This is a genomic window from Shewanella sp. VK101 (assembly GCF_056497865.1).
In genome coordinates this window covers 3,289,764-3,305,974 of the sequence record NZ_CM151402.1, presented here as the reverse complement: position 1 = coordinate 3,305,974, position 16,211 = coordinate 3,289,764, and the positions used below count along the sequence as shown (strand labels likewise).

The following is a 16,211-nucleotide window of genomic DNA, read 5'->3' as shown; positions in this document are numbered from 1 at the left end:
GTGGCTGACGTATTTGGTTTCAGGCCGGGGTACCTTGGGTTTTCCGGCGTCCTTGATGGTCTGTTGCAACGTCCTCTCCCTGCTTTGACTGATAATTGTTATTGATAGGTTAAACTGGACTTACTAGTCTAGTTTGGTGGAACTGGACTGTCTAGTCTATTTTGTGGTCTAATGCATGCCAAGGCGTTGCCGAATTAGGTACTAGTTATAACGATATGAATACTCAGCAATTAAGTCGTAGTGAACAGAAGAGGGCTCAGATACTGGAAGCCGCAATCGAGCTCTTCTGCGCTCAAGGGTTTCCCAATACCAGCATGGATGAAGTGGCTAAAACCGCCGGGGTGTCGAAGCAAACGGTTTACGCTCATTTTGGTTGTAAGGATGAGCTGTTTGTGGCGGCCATTGAATCCAAGTGCGTGGTTCGCCAGATTGCTGAAGTGCTGTTGGCCGACGCAGCCCGGCCGGAGCAGGCGCTGGCGGTGTTTGCTGAGTATTTCGGCGAGCTGATCGTCAGTGAGGATGCCATTACGGTTTATCGCGCTTGTGTTTCCCAGGTGGATACTCATCCAGAACCGGCGCAGCTTTATTTCGATGCCGGACCCGAGTACATGTTGGGTCTGTTGGTGGATTTCTTTACCCAGGTTGAGCGTCATGGCGGGTATCACTTCGGCAACAAGCGTCAGGCCGCGGTGAGGCTGAGCCTAATGTTGTTTGGTGAGCTGCGGCTCAGAAAAGAGTTGGGGCTGGATACAGGGCAACTCGAGGCACAGCACAGGGATTATTGCATTGAGACGGCGAGATTGTTTCTCAAAGCGCACAGCTTGGAATAGCCTACGGTTATGGTGACTTTTCTTCAACGGCAAAAGGATATGAGATGAAAAAAACGGTCGCACTTATCATACTGGGCGCTATCAGTGCCAGCACCGGATTGTTGGCGGCAGAAGCACCAACCTCCCGCTATACCCTGAGCCTGGCGGCCATTGAAAATGCCGATTCGGATATTGACGGTGGTGGAGAGTTGGGGCGCCGCAGTTATCTTCTGGGGGTGCGGGGAGACTGGCAACTGGATCAACGTTGGGGACTGGGTGTCAATCTCAGCTATGACAAACTGGACTGGGATTTCTCTGCCTTGCCAACCAGTGGCGCTGCGGATATTGCCTTTGCCGCCAGCCGGTTTGATTCGGCCCAGCGTTACTCGGCTTCTGTCAGCCTGAGATACAGCCTGAATCGACATTGGAGTTTGATGCTGGCGCCTCAGTTGCAGTACGCCTACAGTGATGAGGTCTCCTCTTCAGACGCCAGGAGCTATGGTGTCATCGCCGGTGCGGTTCACAGGTTTGATTCGGGTAACATGTTGGGTTTTGGGGTTGCTTATCTCAATGATATCAATGAGGTACGTACAGTTCCTTACCTGCTTGTCGATTGGCAACTCAGTGACAGATGGCGAGTGGGTAACCCCTTCCAGGCCGGATTTACCGGTCCGGCAGGAATAGAGTTCAGTTATCGGATATCGCCGGAGATGGAGTTGGGATTGGGTACCTCCCAACGCACCGAGCGATTTTTGGTCGGGGAAGATGAGCAGACAATGGAACTGACCCAGATCAGCAGCTTTGTCCGTTTGGGCTGGCGGTTGGGGCAGGGGCTCAATCTCAATGCCTATGTGGGCTACTTCATCAACCCCGAGCTTGAGTTGAGTGAGCCTGAGATCAAGCGAGAGCTGGATAACTATCCGGCCGGGGCGATCCACCTCAGCTATCGTTTTTGATTGACCTGCCCGCGGTGGCGGGCAAGTTGTATTTCTCAGCTTATTGGTTTGAGGCGTTCAGGAGGCTCAGTTAGCCAACATCGCCTTTTTCAGGCTGCTCTGGGCCGGTTCATCGCCGAGCCAGATATTCAGCAGTGCGCGGCGAAAGTTCTCTCCGGCGATAGTGTCTTGCAGTTCGCCGTTCTTGTAGGCGCTGACGCCGTTTTTCTGGCTGGTATACAGGAGGAAGCTGTCACCCTCTTTGATCTCTTCCTGAAACAGGCTCATAAAGCGGTCGATATCGGCCTGTATGGCTTCGGTTTTACCGCCTGTGGCGTCATGAAAACCTTCGGTGATGGCCGAGCGCATCTTATCTGCAGTGATGAGACCCGAGACTATCTTCAAGCTGACCGCCGCCTGCGGCTGCTCCAATACTGCGGCTGTGGTCTTGGCTTGGGTTGGCAGATAGAGTCCCCCTATGTAGAGATCCATAAAGAACTTGCTGCGTACCCCGGCACCATTGAGCTTAAGCGGCGCGGCAGCTTGAATGCTGAGGGTTTCCGGGATATTTTCACCGGCAATTTCACGGGCATCGATTGTGGTGGATAGGGACAATCCCAACAGCAGGGCGGTTAAGGTTATTTTTTTCATCTTGTTCTCTTTGGTATTGGTCGTTTGTAAGTCAATGGTTCGACAACGGTTTATTCGAACATAGACGGCTGGTTGTTAGCTCCGCAGGCCCATTTTGAAATTGCCATCCTGACTGAACCAGACGGCTTGCTTGTGTTTCGGGCTTATCAGTAATGGGCCATCGTCGAAAAACAGAAAGCATTTCCAGTTACGGGCGAAGACTTCCCAGCGTGTTTGGATCACCTGATACTTTTCATAACAGAAATACACAGGGGCATCCGCCGGCCAATTGATAAATTCGGCCAGGGTTTCCGGTAGGCTGTTGTCTTCGCTGTCCCAATGGCTTTGCCAGTATTCCGTTTGGTGCCAGGTGGAACTACGGCTGGCCCAGTCTCCTTTGGTAAAATCCTCGGCACAGCTGCTTTTATTGCTTATCCAGCGATTCCACACTTCCATGGCACTCTTCTGATCCAGCGGCAATATGGCTGTCTTGTCCTGCTCACTCACTGGCAGGTCCTTATGATTGAAGATCCATTTACGGCGATACTGTTCGAGTGGAATATAGCTGTGATTCAAGTTCTGTCCTCCGGGACTGCGCTTATTTGCCGGGGCATTATAACGGGGGTGAAAGAGGAAAATAAAGGCCGCTTGCAGCGGCCTTTGGAGACTACTGACTGGTTTGCAATTCGCTCAAGCCTTGCTTGGCACCGAGATTGTCCGGATCGAGTTCCAGTACTTTGCGAAATGCTGTGACCGCCGCCTCATTTTGCTGCACTGCCCGCATAAACAGTGCCAATTTCAGCCATACCTGTTGGTCTTGCGGGTATTTACCGAGGTAATCCAGATAGATGTCCAGTGCCAGTTGCCCTTTACCGGCGAGGCGCAAAACATGGGCGTATTGCGGCAGAAAACTATCATTCAGCTGGCTGATTTCCGCCAGCGTGGTTTCGGCCAGTGGCAGCATGTTGAGCTGCAGCGCCAGCACTGAAATCATTCTGAGCTCGGTTTCGGTTATTTGTTGCTGATCTATCTGTTGCAGCGCATGCAGTGCTTGTTCAGGGGCTTGTTTAAGCACCTCCAAATTGGCTTTGGCCAGCCAATAGAGGCGTTTGAGCTCGGGTTTTTCCGGCAGTACGAATTCGAGGTTATTCACCATTTGCTGCAGACCGTGTTGATGCCGTTGACTCTTAAACAGCATTATCTTGTCAAATACTCTTTCCTGAGTATTACCATCATTCAGCACCTGATGATAGGCCTGACGTGATTCAGTCAACATCCTGCGAAAACTTTTCTCAAGTTCATCTGCCAGTTTTTTTTCCTGAGGTAATAGTGGATGATTTTTTTGCCAAATCCGCACTCTGCCGGGGGTGTTGTCCTGCTGCCACTGCTTGGCAAGTGACTCGAGCCTGGCATCCGGGTTGAGTTCTTCCTGACGGGATTTCACTCTGGTCAAGGCGTTGCCAACAAGATCTCTCAAGTGCCTGGCGATGACACAATAAGCCTGATAGTAGTCCAGGTTCATCTGTTGCATCTGGGCTTGAGTCCATTCGTCGCTGCTGCGAGCGGTTAAAAATGCTGAAAATTCCCGGTAACCATAGAATTTGATCAGTTGCCCCATGTCACTGAAGTCTTTGTTGAGTTGGGCCTCAGTTGTTTGCAGCTGTTTAAGCAGTTTTTTTGACGGATTTGGTGAGTTGATTTCAACTTGGCAGGCCTTGAATGCCTTATGGGTGATAGTTTCAATCCGGGTCAGTTTTTGCTGTGCCTGTTGCAGTTGCCGGAAGCACAAACTCAGGTCGGTGCTTTTGTCTGCTTGCTTTAATTGTTGGCTTGAAAGTAACTCCGACAGGGGTTTTTTATCCTGCGGCAGCTTTATCTCTTCACTGGCACTAAAGCCAATCCCCTTTATTTTTGCGGCGTCCTCAGCCAGGTTGATGTATTCAAGCTGAGGATGAGCGGCGACTTCATCTTCAATTGCCTGTTTGGCATGGAGTAATTGAATGGGAGTTTCCGCCAGATAGCCGCTGTAGGTTTCTACCCATTCACAGATATGTCCCAAGCTGGGTCCCAGCTTGGCTTCCTGAGAACCGGCTGCGTGGGAAACCCCTTGTCTTGAGTAGCACAGATCCATACCGATAAACAGAATTCGGCGAAAGCCCATCTCTATTGCCAATAACAGCGAACTGTTGGTCACAGTGGGCCCTTGAGTGATGATATTGCTGTGCTGGGTTTGCCAAGGGAAACGGTCTCCCAGATAAAGGGTTTCTCCGGCCCATTGAGCCACTATCCACGGGTGGGCGTGGTAGGAATGAACCAGAAGAAAATCCCGATAATATGGCATCATCTCTTTACTGACATCGAAGCTGAATGCCTGTGGATCCACGGTCACGACTATGTCCGGTTTTATCCCATGAGATATGAGTTTGGCGGCAATGCGGGAAACCGCCAGTATGGTCATTTTTGACTGATTTGCCTTGAGCCAGTCGAGCTGTTGATCCATTGATGGGCCGCCGGCGACTATGATGGCGGTTTCCCCTTCAAATTGCCCCCTCAGCACCTTGGCCGGTGAGTGATTGTCGCAGATATTTTCCAATTGGCGCTGGACAAACTCTTTCTGGTTGTAGTTGACGCCTTGATTGAAATACTCATGCTCCAGTGCCTGAGCGATGGCACTTTTCAGCAAGGAGTACTCGGGAAGCGTCTCGGCGGCCGCAGCCTGAGAGTGATAATGACGGTATTGGCCTTTGGCGATACAGATATCGTTACCCGCCTGCTTGAGGATGTTCGGCAACTCAGCTTCAGTGATAACCCAAAGCTTGCCTTCGAGCGACTCAGGAAGGTCAATATTCAGCAGGGTTAATATTTCGGGCAGTTCGACGAAAATGAAACGACTTCCGGCTGGCATTTCCATGGATAATACATAGTTGGCCAGTAGACCTGAATCCATGCCGGTGAAAATGTACAGGGTATCTTCGGCGCTTAATAGGTTGGCGAACTTATTGCGATATTGGCTCGCCGAGTTGAGTTGCTCAAACATCTGCCGGTTGATTGCCGGCAGATAGGTTTCGTTGAAACGACTAACGGCAAAGGTATTGAGCATGGCTGAAGGAGTACTTTGCATCCGGGCTCCTGATGGCTTGAACGTCAATTGTCTGACGTTTTACTGTGCTTGAGTCCATAGTCTCAAGATATGTGCCAGTTTTCAAAGAGGTGAAGTGATCTCGGTATTGAAAGCCGCTTTTAGAGTTTATGTGCTAAGTTTTTGTTATACAATGAAACCTGCACTGTGCATACTTTAAGTTATCTGTTAATGGCTTGGTTTGGCTCAGATTTTGTATATTGACCGGGATAAGAGAATGACGTTAAGCCATTTAGGGAAAGGTGCGAACAAGTCCCATGTGTGCTCTGCGTCGGCTTACGGACCTGGATGCAAGGCGTGGTTCGCAGCAAATGGCCCTAGTCCTTTGCAAGAAGCACAACACAGCAGACAGGTCTGTAAGCCACGCCCTTTGGGGCTTGCACAGCAACCGGCTTTCTGTGTTATCCGACTTTGACAGGCCCCGGCATGCCTTCAGTCAGATGCTTTGAACGCCAATTGCTGTGCAAGCCAGAGTGCCACGAGGACTTATTAGCACCTTCCTTAGGTTTATCGTCAGTGTAAAAACAGAGGACTGGATAATATATGTTCAACAACCAAACAATACTCATTACCGGTGGAACCGGGTCTTTCGGGCAGAAGTACACCAGAACTCTGTTGTCTCGTTATAAACCCAAGCGTTTGATCATTTTTTCCCGTGATGAACTGAAGCAATTCGAGATGCAGCAGCAGTTCAACGATCCCTGCATGCGCTATTTTATCGGAGATGTGCGCGATAGTGACCGTTTGATGCAGGCGATGCAGGATGTGGATTATGTGATCCATGCTGCGGCAATGAAACAGGTCCCGGCCGCTGAATACAATCCGATGGAGTGTATCAAGACCAATATCCATGGCGCCGAGAATGTGATTAAGGCAGCGATCAGCAATAAAGTGAAAAAAGTGATTGCGTTGTCGACCGATAAGGCTGCCAGTCCTATCAACCTTTATGGTGCCACCAAATTGGCGTCCGATAAGTTATTTATTGCCGCCAACAACATAGTCGGTGGCAGCAAGACCCGCTTTGCGGCGGTGCGTTATGGCAATGTGGTGGGTTCCAGAGGCTCTGTGGTGCCTTTTTTCAAGAAGTTGATTGCCGATGGTGCCGAGTCCTTACCGATAACCCATCCCGAGATGACCCGTTTTTGGATAACCCTGCAGCAGGGAGTGGATTTCGTGCTGAAGAATTTTGAGCGGATGCAGGGCGGTGAAATCTTTGTGCCTAAAATCCCTTCTGTGCGTATTACCGATCTGGCCAAGGCATATGCTCCAAACCTTGAGCATGACATTATCGGCATTCGTCCGGGGGAGAAAATGCACGAAATCATGTGTCCAGCAGATGACTCCCATCATACAATTGAATTTACTGATCATTTTGTTATATCTCCAAGTATTAAATTTTTTGGTATGGATATGGATTTCCGTACCAATGCGCTTGGCGAAAAAGGGCAAGTTGTTGCGCCTGGATTTGAGTATCACTCGGGCAGCAATCCTAGATTTTTAACGGCAGATGAGATTTTAAAAATGGAATCTTCAGTATGATTCCCTATGGCCAACAAGATATTAACCAGGATGACATCAATGCTGTCATTGAAGTATTGCAATCTGATTGGTTGACACAGGGCCCCAAGGTACCGGCGTTTGAGCAGGCGATATGTGGCTATACTGGCGCCCAATTCGCCGTTGCGGTAAACAGTGCCACCTCGGCTTTGCATATTGCTTGCCTGGCACTCGATGTCGGGCCTGGCGACAGGGTTTGGACATCCCCCATTACCTTCGTGGCTTCTGCCAACTGTGCTTTGTATTGCGGCGCTAGAGTAGACTTTGTCGATGTTAATCCCGAGTCCGGTAACATGTGCCCCGGGGCATTGAGGGCCAAACTTGAGCAGGCCAAACTTCAGGGAACCTTGCCCAAGGTGGTTATTCCGGTTCACCTCTGTGGTCACAGCTGTGATATGGCTGCTATTGCCGAGCTTGGTAAAGCGTATGGATTCAAGATCATCGAAGATGCCTCCCATGGTATCGGTGGCAGTTATCAAGGCCATCAACTTGGGAGCTGCGTTTACTCGGATATCACGGTTTTCAGCTTTCATCCGGTCAAGATCATCACTTGTGCCGAGGGGGGCATTGCACAGACGAATGATCCCGAATTGGCGCTTAGGCTGGGATTGTACCGAAGCCATGGGATTACCAAAGATCCACTCAAAATGCTGCGCCCGGACGAAGGGGGGTGGTACTACGAGCAGCATGCACTGGGTTTCAATTACCGTATGACAGAGTTGCAGGCAGCGCTTGGGCTTTCGCAACTCCAGCGATTGGATGAATTTGTCTGTAAGCGCAATCAGTTGGCCGCTTATTACACTCAAGAACTGGCTCAGCAGCCGGTAGTGAGTGTTGAACCCTTACCCAATAGTGTCAGCGCCCGTCATCTATATATGATACGTCTCAAGCAAGCCGAGCGGCGCCGAGAAGTGTTCGATGCCATGCGAGAGCAGGGGGTGCAGGTGCATGTGCATTACTTCCCGGTACACTTGCAGCCCTATTACTTGTCTCTTGGCTTCAAAACAGGAGATTTCCCCAAGGCCGAGCAGTTTTATGGACAGATCCTGACGTTGCCGCTGTATCCATCTTTAGCAGGGAAAGAGCAGGATTATATTGTCAAAGTCTTGGTTCATTCATTGGCATAATAGGTATGAATATGGGTCGATAACCTCTACTTTCCAGTTCATTGATATTCGCTTCATTTTTTCTCTGGTAGGGCCATAGATTGGGAGTATGATAACGGGATATTTGACATATTTGATTTCTGAACTGGACAGTATCTCCGCACCGGCAAAAATATGTCCAGCTAACTCATAATCATAGAGAGTGACTCTGTTACATGTTATCCACTGGATAAGTTCTGGGTAGCTTTGAGTCAGTTGATAAAAATCTCCACCCACTCCCCATAGGCCTATTTTTTTATTATCAATCAGTGCCTGCTGGAGCTGTTTAAACAGTGATGTCTGATAACTTTGATAGTCGTTAAAGCGTTTAGTGACTGCTTTTGACGCATCATGCTCTATGGATGATATAGCTCTTGGGGAAGCTGAGTTTGATTGCTTAAGCAACAATAACAGTCTTGGGATATCCCCGGTTGTAAGTTGCTGCTGCTTTACTACGCTCAAGCCTGCCAATCTTACTATTTGTGCCAAAGACTCTTTAGAGTAATAGTGAATGTGTTGTCCATGAACCAGATTGGTAAATGCTAAATGATCTGTGTAAGCGTCAGGACTACAATCCGGGACTTCAATAAAAATATATCCATTTTCGGCCATCATTTTTGCAATTTGTGATAGAAAGTGGATCGGTTCGACCACATGTTCCAGCACATGAGTGCTGATTGCCAGTGAAATTGGCTTAGCATCAAATTTGCCCTGTATGGCTTCAAGTTTATTCAGATCGGCGCCTAGGTATTTTATTGTCTCCGATTGAATATGGTTGTGAAAATCAACACTTGCTAAAGTCAGTGAGTACGCCTTACAGGAATCCTCAATGTATTTGAGTGTTATACCGGCACCCGCCCCAAAATCAACAATATGAGCTCCCTCTTTGATACTGGGTCGAATAAATTCAAGCATCTCCTCATAGGGAGATTTCTCACCTAAAGGGGTGTCACACCACATGTCCGGTTCAACTTGATTGGAAAAGTAGAGTGCTGCGAAGATTTCCTGGGTGTAATTTATGCTGACTTGTACATGGTGGCAATATCTACATCTACCGATAGGGAAGTGAAGTACTTGTCTGCATAACGCTGTCTGGCTTTTATCCCATATACCGGACATCAAGGTTTCTATCTCTTGCCATGACGATTCTCCGCATACTTTACAGCTTGTCTGTTGTTGCGTTTGATGAGTTGGCATTTAGTTACTTCCGTTGTAAAAGGGATCTATGACATTGGACCAATAACGACTGATGGCTCGCATCTTAATCCTGGTTTCTGCAAGTTGGGGAACAATAAAGACCGGATGGGGGAAGTGGGGTATTTCATCACTGCATAGAATGGACTGATGCTGAAAAGCTTTGCCTTTGAGAGCATAGTCAAATAACACCAACTTACCATTCGTGATGAACTCACCTAAAAGAGGATGTTCGTTTAGCAGGTTATAAAAATCGGCACCAAGCCCCCAAAGTCCGACCCGATTGTTTTCTTTAAGTGAGGAGCAGACTCTCTGTGCCAACTGACTTCTCAGGCTCCGACAGCCACTCTGATAGTGACGAATAACCGCTGCTGCATCATATGTTGAATTGACTTGGGCGGTGGATAAAACTCTCTCTGGTTTTAGCAGCACCTGCAGCCTGGGAATATATCCTGTGGTAACTTGAGCTTGCTTGACAACCGCCAGACTTGCCTGTTTGGCGGCAAAGGTTAAAGTGTCGATTGTATAGTAGTGAATGTGCTGAAGGTTAACTAAGTTACTCATGCCTATTGATTTTTCATCATGGTGATGCGTGAAATCAGGCACTTCAATGAATATTGCGCCGTTATCGCTGAGTCTGGATTTCAGGTGGCTCAAAAAGCTGACGGGGTCAATAAGATGTTCAAGCACATGAGAGGCCAGAGCCAGGTCGATCCCCTCTGGCCAATGGTCATTGGATAGGCTGCTCAGTTGATTGAGATCTAAGGTAAGATAGGTTACGTCTTCTTGCGTGAATCTGTTATTGAAATCTATTCCAATCAAGCAACTGCCTGGGCTTTTAGCTTTTGCTGCCGCCAGTAGTTTGCCTTCTCCACAACCAAAATCGACTATGGTCTGTGGTTGTTCACCATTGAGGGCAAAGTTCATCATCTCCTCGTAAGGGAGCTCGCTGCCAAGAAGGGATTCATGCCACATCACGGCTTCTTGAGTAGAGTGAAAGTAGAGCTGTTCAAATAGCTCCGGCGTATAAACGACATTGACCTGTACGTGCCCGCAGTTTTGACACCTCCCAAGTGGGTAGTCAGAACTTTGCCGGGAAAGCTGCATGCTTTGTTTATCCCAGAGACCAAAGGAGATTGTTGAAAATGTGAGCCAGTCTTGTTGTCGGCAAAGTTGGCACAAAGCCTTTTCCATAATTCTTCCCTAAGTGGTTATCCCGCCGTCTATGGTGAGGGTCTGCCCTGTAATAAAAGCGGCATCATCCGAGAGTAGGAAGCTGATTGCGGGTGTAACATCTTCAACCCTGCCGAGCCGATGCATTGGAGTGCGGCGTATGATCTGGTCACGCTTCTTATCTGACAGGGTTGATGACATCTCAGTATCCAAATAACCAGGAGCAATTGAATTAACGGTAATGTTACGACGGCCATTTTCTCTGGCTAAGGCGCGAGTCAAGCCATCCAGCCCGGCCTTGGACGCTGAATAGGCTGCAAGACCAGTGTAGCCGCGGCTTCCTATGATTGAACTGATGTTGATGATTCTGCCGGCACTGTTTTGTCTAAGAAAAACACGGAGTGCTTCTCTGGCCATATAGAGAGCACCGTGTAAGTTTATTTGTAGTAGAGTGTCAGATTCAATGTTGGGAAAGGTCGCCAATACTCCCTCTTTTGCAATGCCCGCATTATTGACCAAGCCCCAAAGTGATGAATCACCAGCCCAAGCGCAGGCCTCTTTGACAAACCATGATGTATGCTCCGGATTACCGATTTCGCAGGGAAACCATTTAAAATGAGGATTGTCCCGTTCCAGAGCCTTTAATGCCGGTGTTTGAGTCCGGCTACAGGTTGAGACTTTGTACTCCAGAGTCAAAAGGTGGTTGACTATAGCCAAACCCAGTCCCCGACTCCCACCGGTGACAATGATGTGCTTCATTGGCGTGTTCTCACTTTTTTGCCACTTTCTGACAGCGTAATCTGTTCGCGGAAGATTACAATACGTGGTGTTGCGGCAGGTTCTCGATTTGCCGACCAAGCTTTGAGTGCGAGCCTGGCTTTTGTTTCATCTTTTGCACAACACTCCAAACAGACTAGGGTACCTGTTATGGGGTTGGCTTTCGCAAACACCCTGGCATCCATGATATCTTCAAGGGCCAGGATCTCCTGCTCCAGTGTTTCAAGATTGACTTTAACGCCACCCACATTGACTAAATGATCTTCTCGACCTGAAAACAGAACTCTATCCTGGGTCAATTCGACACTATCACCTGTATCTATCTCAATATCATCTCTGTTCAGGTGTAGCGTGTTATTTACCGATATTTGCCAACCATTGATGGGCTTGTCTAACCAATTCAGTGGAAAGCCCGCCAGACCATCCTTTACTGAAAAAACCACGCCGGCCTCGGTTGTTGCATAGATGTGCCTTAATTGCGCTTCGGGAAAAGCTTGCTTAATGGCATTCAAGGTTTGCTGATCGGCTATTTCGCCCCCAAGGCTAATGATGGCAAGCGGTGGCCGCGTATCGTTCCAGCTCATTAACATGGCGCGCATCATGGATGGCGTTGCGCTGATGGCATTGATATCCAGTTCAATTGCAAGTTGTGCTTTAACGCGTAAACTTGCCTTGACATCAGCTACCAGAATATCTGAGCAAACTATAGCTTGTAAGATTACCTGTAACCCGGCAAAGCTCATGGGATGATAACAAAGCAACCAACGAGAGACTTCCCTGGCCCGGCTTTTTACATTGTGGGGGAGTAATCTGTCGAGTCGATGAAAAACCAGTTTGGGTTTACCGGTTGTGCCTGAGGTGAGTAGCCCTATTGCAAAATGTTCCGGCAGCGTTGCAATATCAATCTCTTGTTGAGTACGATTGAATATCACGGGAATATTGGCCGCTTGTCCGGTTATTATTGCCTGGATCATATCTTTAACCAGATACTGCCGAACTTCGGTGGCTTGTGCGGTGATCTCGATGAATTTAGGTGCCTTGGGGCATTGCTGAGAGTGAAACTTCTTACTGTCGAAGCGAGTTCCTTTTTCAATTAATGTGAAATCACGGGGGATAGTAAACATTAAACACTCGCACTTTCATATAGGGCAATTAGTTCGGCGACACTGTGAAATTGCTTGAAACCATCCCGAAATGGATCGATTCCTGTATTGAGTTCCAGACTGACAATCAGGGTGGCCAGATCCAGCGAATCCATCGGCAGGTCGGAAAGAAATTTGGCACTCAAATCAAAGTCAGGACAGGTTTCTCCTTTATTTTCGATGAGCTGCCTGGTTTCATTCATTATGATATCTGCGATTTTACTCATGCTTTATTCCAATCGTTAAAGGCGGCTGATATTTTTTCCAGGCTAAAATGTTGCTTTTGGTTGAGCCAGTCTTGCTTTAGTTGTTCAAAAATATGGACATCCAGAAACTCGCCATTCTTATAGATATGCTGCTTCAGGTAACCAACGAATCTTGTCTTGTGTAAGGCTTGGAGCTTGACCACTTTCTCATTGGCATCGAGCACATAGTTCACTATCTTATTGAGTTTCAGTTGGTGAAACACGTAGTTGCAGATATAAGTGTGCATGGTAACGCCATACTTCAATCTGGCTTTTCGCTCGTAGATATAAGAGCCAGTGCTGCAACGCTGATGAAAACGGTCGATATCAGAGAAACACAGGAAGCCGATAGAAATACCGTCGTCTTGTATCATATATGCACGATAGTCATCACGGGTTTCCAAAGATCTAATCCAAGCACGTTGTTTTTCGATCGAGGGGGTTTCCAGATCGGTAAACATATGTTTGGTGATCTCGGGTGTCGTACGCCATTTCAATAGGAGTTCGGCATCATTGATGTCTAAACGTTTAAAATTTAATGCCATATTCTCTTCTTAGTTTGCTAAATATCCACCTTCTACTGGTAAGGTCACCGCATTTATCCATTTGGCGGCATCACTCAACAGAAAGGCTACTGCATTGGCTACATCTTCCGGCTGACCTAAGCCCATGGGATGTTGATCCAACATATGCTGAAACTGTTCTTCAGTCATGCTGACTTGAGTACGCTTGGCCATCTCTGTCGCCACCAATGCCGGTGCAACACAGTTGACTCTGATATTGTCTCTGAGCAGTTCCATCGCGAGTCCTCTGGTCAGGGACATCAGGCCTGCCTTGCTCGCTCCATAGAGGGTATTACCTGTTTGGCCTATTAGTCCGGCGATAGAGGAGACAAAAACAATCGCACCTTGTTTTGAACGATCACGTTTAAGTCTGAATCCTTTACTGATGGCCATGGCACTGGCGAGATTGATGCGCATGGTTTCGTCAAAGAAGGCTTGATCGAAAAGACGTATGGGTTTGGTAACTTGTATGCCGGCGCAGTGTACGAAGCCATCTAAATAGCCATGCTCTTTAGCCAGTGCTTTGACCCACTCGCTAAGCTTGTCAGTTGCTGCCATGTCAAAAGGTGCGCATACATGTCCGTCACCCGATAGTTCTGCAGCCGTCTGTTCAAGTGCTGCGAGGTTACGACCATTGAGAATAACCTTGGCCCCGAGTTGGGATAGAAGTACAGCACATGCCCGTCCTATGCCTGCTGATGCACCAGTGACAAGGACACGCTTGTCACTGAGATCCATTGGATTAACATTTATCACAATAGCGATACCTGTTTATGCCGTTAGATGTTCTTCGACCAGGCTGATCAGATCGCCAACGGTATTGATCTCTTCTAACTTATCGCCTTGGATCACAATGTCAAAATGCTCGTCAGCCATTGCTATGACACTCAGAAAAGCCAGTGAGTCCCATTGTTCAATGTCCATTAATACTTCATCGCCTTTGAGAGTATTTTCATCCAGCTCAAGGATTTCTTCCAGGGCATTTAAAAATTCTTGTCTGTTCATCTTAGTTACCTCAAGTTACTTGTATTTTTAATATGATATCAGCCGTTATCAGTGTATCGGCAGTCGGGGAAAATGGTTTACGTTAATGTGCAATGCGTTGTGCTACATGCTTGTTGATGTTGGCTAATTGCGGTTGTTCTATCAGTAAATTACAAATTTTTTCAGGCCCGGCAGTGAGCCAATCTTCTCCTAAAAGGTAAATAAGCTGCTCTACCAGCCTTAGATCGTCTATTTCATCGACACAAAGCCTGAATGCCCCCCAAGACGTTTGGCCTGTTTCGATTGGAACTATTTTTGCACCGGGTTGACTATACAGATAAAGCGTAACGTGTTCGCGCTGGGCTTGACAATGGGCTTGATGATATGCCCGTTTCAGGTTGGCCATGCTAAAAACCTCTACATCGAAGCCCCTTGGGTAATAGGCCAAACTGATGTGAGTATATTGTTCGGCATCCCCTGCCTGATGTTTGCGAACCGCTTGGTCGATTAGTTCCGGGCAAATGAGTGGACAGTCACCTGTGAGGCGGATGATGAGATCATCATCTTTGGCCCCCACCGACATTGCGGCTTGGTAGAAGCGCTTCAGGACATCCTGCTCATCCCCTCTAAAACAGGTTAACTGCTTGGCTCGACAATAATCCGCAATTGCCTGATCGCTCTCTTGTTCTGTGGTAGCAATGATATGAGTATCAATGAGGGTCGATTGGGCAACCCTCTCAACGTGATATTCAAGCATGGGCTTACCTGCAATAGGTGTCAGTACTTTGCCCGGTAAGCGACCGGAGTTCATTCGTGCTTGGGTGATACAGATTACGCGCATTCAATCCTCCCGTTTTACCAAAGGCGTGGAGAGATATGCTTCTCTCATTGGCTCACCAAAGGCGATATCCTGTGAAGCTTTTTGCCCCAGAACCTGAGGAAGATAACGGGTATGTAATCCGTGAGCGGGTCTGACGGAGCGAATATTATCGGTGCTGAAAACTTCACCTTTCTTAATGGCCCGACTAACGTAAAGGGAGCGGCGAAAATCACGTCCACCCACTTCGCTTGGTTTGATTTCATAACCAGCAGTACCCAAGGCCAGGTAAGCTTTGTCCGCTTCTTGCTTTAGCTTGCTAAAGGCATCCGGTTCTAAAGAGAAGGCTGCATCTACAGAGCCATCATTTCGATCCAGTGTGAAGTGTTTTTCAATAATACTGGCTCCCAATGCAACGGCGGCAATTGCCGCTGTCGTCTCCAGAGTATGGTCACTCAGACCAATTGGGAAATCGAAGCGTTGGCGAAGGTCTGCCAGTGTGCGCAGGTTACAATCTTCAATAGGGGTCGGATAACCACTAATACAGTGGAGCAATGCCAGTTGATACCCTCCTGCATTGGCAACTGTCTCTACCGCCTCTTCAATCTCGGCCAAGGTGGCTAGTCCTGTGGAGATTATTATCGGTTTACCTGTTTTGGCAGCCGCAGTGATAAGGCCTATATCATTGATCTCGAAAGAGGCAATTTTATAGGCCGGACAATTAAGGGATTCAAGCAAATCAATCGCAGTCAGATCGAATGGTGATGAAAATAGAGTGATGTTATTTTGCCTTGCCCTTTCAAATAACGCCTCGTGCCATTCCCATGGGGTATGCGCCTCTTGATAGAGGTCGTACAGGGTTCTGCCCGCCCATAATCCCCCTTGCAGCAAAAACTCAGGGCCGTCATGGTCAAGCGTAATAGTGTCAGCACTGTATGTTTGGATCTTGATGGCATCGACCCCCGTGGCCGCTGCAGCATCAATCATCTTCAACGCCCGGGGAAGGCTCCCCTTGTGGTTACCCGACAATTCAGCAATCACATAAGGCTTCTGCTGAGGGCCAATTGACCGTCCGTTAATTGAAATACTGGGCGTAAACAT

The 16,211-nt window shown here is 48.1% G+C and carries 17 protein-coding genes; 4 read left to right on the top strand and 13 right to left on the bottom strand.

Translation table 11 applies throughout. The features are described from left to right. Positions 1 to 215: 215 nt before the first annotated feature. Positions 216 to 830 (top strand): TetR/AcrR family transcriptional regulator, encoded by a 615-nt coding sequence (locus ACSHSR_RS14730; RefSeq protein WP_413736060.1) that lies wholly within the window; start codon positions 216 to 218, stop codon positions 828 to 830. 44 nt (positions 831 to 874) lie between these two features. After that, positions 875 to 1,765 carry a DUF6268 family outer membrane beta-barrel protein gene (locus ACSHSR_RS14725; RefSeq protein WP_413736062.1) on the top strand — a complete coding sequence of 297 codons (891 nt, stop codon included), beginning with the start codon at positions 875 to 877 and terminating at the stop codon, positions 1,763 to 1,765. Positions 1,766 to 1,831: 66 nt separating this feature from the next. Here ACSHSR_RS14725 and ACSHSR_RS14720 read toward each other — a convergent pair whose 3' ends face one another. The 3 genes from ACSHSR_RS14720 to ACSHSR_RS14710 all read right to left on the bottom strand — a co-directional run bounded on the left by ACSHSR_RS14720 (position 1,832) and on the right by ACSHSR_RS14710 (position 5,495). Beyond that, positions 1,832 to 2,395 carry a chalcone isomerase family protein gene (locus ACSHSR_RS14720; RefSeq protein WP_413736064.1) on the bottom strand — a complete coding sequence of 188 codons (564 nt, stop codon included), beginning with the start codon at positions 2,393 to 2,395 and terminating at the stop codon, positions 1,832 to 1,834. A gap of 75 nt (positions 2,396 to 2,470) precedes the next feature. After that, a complete protein-coding gene (locus ACSHSR_RS14715; RefSeq protein WP_413736066.1) occupies positions 2,471 to 2,950 on the bottom strand; it encodes a DUF2947 domain-containing protein in 480 nt (159 codons plus the stop codon). 91 nt (positions 2,951 to 3,041) lie between these two features. Continuing rightward, entirely contained in the window at positions 3,042 to 5,495 is a 2,454-nt protein-coding gene (locus ACSHSR_RS14710) for a 6-hydroxymethylpterin diphosphokinase MptE-like protein (protein WP_413736068.1), read from the bottom strand. Positions 5,496 to 6,056: 561 nt separating this feature from the next. Between ACSHSR_RS14710 and pseB the strand changes: the two genes are divergently transcribed. Together pseB and pseC are read left to right on the top strand one after the other, a co-directional pair. After that, positions 6,057 to 7,052 carry a UDP-N-acetylglucosamine 4,6-dehydratase (inverting) gene (gene pseB / locus ACSHSR_RS14705; protein WP_413736070.1) on the top strand — a complete coding sequence of 332 codons (996 nt, stop codon included), beginning with the start codon at positions 6,057 to 6,059 and terminating at the stop codon, positions 7,050 to 7,052. Next, positions 7,049 to 8,197, top strand: a complete 1,149-nt coding sequence (gene pseC / locus ACSHSR_RS14700) for a UDP-4-amino-4,6-dideoxy-N-acetyl-beta-L-altrosamine transaminase (RefSeq protein ID WP_413736072.1) — start codon at positions 7,049 to 7,051, stop codon at positions 8,195 to 8,197. Before pseB ends, pseC begins: the two co-directional genes overlap by 4 nt. Here pseC and ACSHSR_RS14695 read toward each other — a convergent pair. The 10 genes from ACSHSR_RS14695 to pseI all read right to left on the bottom strand — a co-directional run bounded on the left by ACSHSR_RS14695 (position 8,186) and on the right by pseI (position 16,211). Further along, complete coding sequence (locus ACSHSR_RS14695) at positions 8,186 to 9,412, bottom strand: class I SAM-dependent methyltransferase (protein ID WP_413736074.1); 1,227 nt, start codon at positions 9,410 to 9,412, stop codon at positions 8,186 to 8,188. The two genes, pseC and ACSHSR_RS14695, sit on opposite strands and share 12 nt — an antisense overlap. Then, positions 9,413 to 10,603, bottom strand: coding sequence for a class I SAM-dependent methyltransferase (locus ACSHSR_RS14690; RefSeq protein WP_413736076.1), 1,191 nt, complete (start codon positions 10,601 to 10,603; stop codon positions 9,413 to 9,415). 9 nt (positions 10,604 to 10,612) lie between these two features. Beyond that, the gene (locus tag ACSHSR_RS14685) at positions 10,613 to 11,341 is read right to left on the bottom strand and encodes an SDR family NAD(P)-dependent oxidoreductase (RefSeq protein ID WP_413736078.1); all 729 of its coding nucleotides are present in this window, start codon (positions 11,339 to 11,341) and stop codon (positions 10,613 to 10,615) included. Continuing rightward, positions 11,338 to 12,483 carry an AMP-binding protein gene (locus ACSHSR_RS14680; RefSeq protein ID WP_413736080.1) on the bottom strand — a complete coding sequence of 382 codons (1,146 nt, stop codon included), beginning with the start codon at positions 12,481 to 12,483 and terminating at the stop codon, positions 11,338 to 11,340. Before ACSHSR_RS14680 ends, ACSHSR_RS14685 begins: the two co-directional genes overlap by 4 nt. Beyond that, entirely contained in the window at positions 12,483 to 12,728 is a 246-nt protein-coding gene (locus ACSHSR_RS14675; protein ID WP_413736082.1) for a hypothetical protein, read from the bottom strand. The genes ACSHSR_RS14680 and ACSHSR_RS14675 overlap by 1 nt, the downstream gene beginning before the upstream one ends. Continuing rightward, a complete protein-coding gene (gene pseH / locus ACSHSR_RS14670) occupies positions 12,725 to 13,291 on the bottom strand; it encodes a UDP-4-amino-4,6-dideoxy-N-acetyl-beta-L-altrosamine N-acetyltransferase (protein WP_413736084.1) in 567 nt (188 codons plus the stop codon). The genes ACSHSR_RS14675 and pseH overlap by 4 nt, the downstream gene beginning before the upstream one ends. A gap of 9 nt (positions 13,292 to 13,300) precedes the next feature. Continuing rightward, entirely contained in the window at positions 13,301 to 14,047 is a 747-nt protein-coding gene (locus ACSHSR_RS14665; protein WP_413736086.1) for an SDR family NAD(P)-dependent oxidoreductase, read from the bottom strand. 33 nt (positions 14,048 to 14,080) lie between these two features. Beyond that, a complete protein-coding gene (locus ACSHSR_RS14660) occupies positions 14,081 to 14,314 on the bottom strand; it encodes an acyl carrier protein (protein WP_413736088.1) in 234 nt (77 codons plus the stop codon). Positions 14,315 to 14,396: 82 nt separating this feature from the next. Further along, on the bottom strand, positions 14,397 to 15,134 hold the full coding sequence (locus tag ACSHSR_RS14655) for a cytidylyltransferase domain-containing protein (RefSeq protein WP_413736090.1): 738 nt from the start codon (positions 15,132 to 15,134) through the stop codon (positions 14,397 to 14,399). Then, positions 15,135 to 16,211, bottom strand: coding sequence for a pseudaminic acid synthase (gene pseI, locus ACSHSR_RS14650; RefSeq protein WP_413736092.1), 1,077 nt, complete (start codon positions 16,209 to 16,211; stop codon positions 15,135 to 15,137). It abuts the gene before it with no gap.

Bases quoted from the DNA above. Each gene is read 5' to 3' on its own strand.
- ACSHSR_RS14730 (WP_413736060.1), top strand. From the start codon at position 216: ATGAATACTCAGCAATTAAGTCGTAGTGAACAGAAGAGGGCTCAGATA.
- pseB (WP_413736070.1), top strand. From the start codon at position 6,057: ATGTTCAACAACCAAACAATACTCATTACCGGTGGAACCGGGTCTTTC.
- ACSHSR_RS14655 (WP_413736090.1), bottom strand. From the start codon at position 15,134: ATGCGCGTAATCTGTATCACCCAAGCACGAATGAACTCCGGTCGCTTA.
- ACSHSR_RS14665 (WP_413736086.1), bottom strand. From the start codon at position 14,047: ATGGATCTCAGTGACAAGCGTGTCCTTGTCACTGGTGCATCAGCAGGC.
- ACSHSR_RS14660 (WP_413736088.1), bottom strand. From the start codon at position 14,314: ATGAACAGACAAGAATTTTTAAATGCCCTGGAAGAAATCCTTGAGCTG.
- ACSHSR_RS14675 (WP_413736082.1), bottom strand. From the start codon at position 12,728: ATGAGTAAAATCGCAGATATCATAATGAATGAAACCAGGCAGCTCATC.
- ACSHSR_RS14710 (WP_413736068.1), bottom strand. From the start codon at position 5,495: ATGCAAAGTACTCCTTCAGCCATGCTCAATACCTTTGCCGTTAGTCGT.
- pseI (WP_413736092.1), bottom strand. From the start codon at position 16,211: ATGTTTACGCCCAGTATTTCAATTAACGGACGGTCAATTGGCCCTCAG.
- ACSHSR_RS14720 (WP_413736064.1), bottom strand. From the start codon at position 2,395: ATGAAAAAAATAACCTTAACCGCCCTGCTGTTGGGATTGTCCCTATCC.
- ACSHSR_RS14690 (WP_413736076.1), bottom strand. From the start codon at position 10,603: ATGGAAAAGGCTTTGTGCCAACTTTGCCGACAACAAGACTGGCTCACA.
- ACSHSR_RS14695 (WP_413736074.1), bottom strand. From the start codon at position 9,412: ATGCCAACTCATCAAACGCAACAACAGACAAGCTGTAAAGTATGCGGA.
- ACSHSR_RS14685 (WP_413736078.1), bottom strand. From the start codon at position 11,341: ATGAAGCACATCATTGTCACCGGTGGGAGTCGGGGACTGGGTTTGGCT.
- ACSHSR_RS14680 (WP_413736080.1), bottom strand. From the start codon at position 12,483: ATGTTTACTATCCCCCGTGATTTCACATTAATTGAAAAAGGAACTCGC.
- pseC (WP_413736072.1), top strand. From the start codon at position 7,049: ATGATTCCCTATGGCCAACAAGATATTAACCAGGATGACATCAATGCT.
- ACSHSR_RS14725 (WP_413736062.1), top strand. From the start codon at position 875: ATGAAAAAAACGGTCGCACTTATCATACTGGGCGCTATCAGTGCCAGC.
- pseH (WP_413736084.1), bottom strand. From the start codon at position 13,291: ATGGCATTAAATTTTAAACGTTTAGACATCAATGATGCCGAACTCCTA.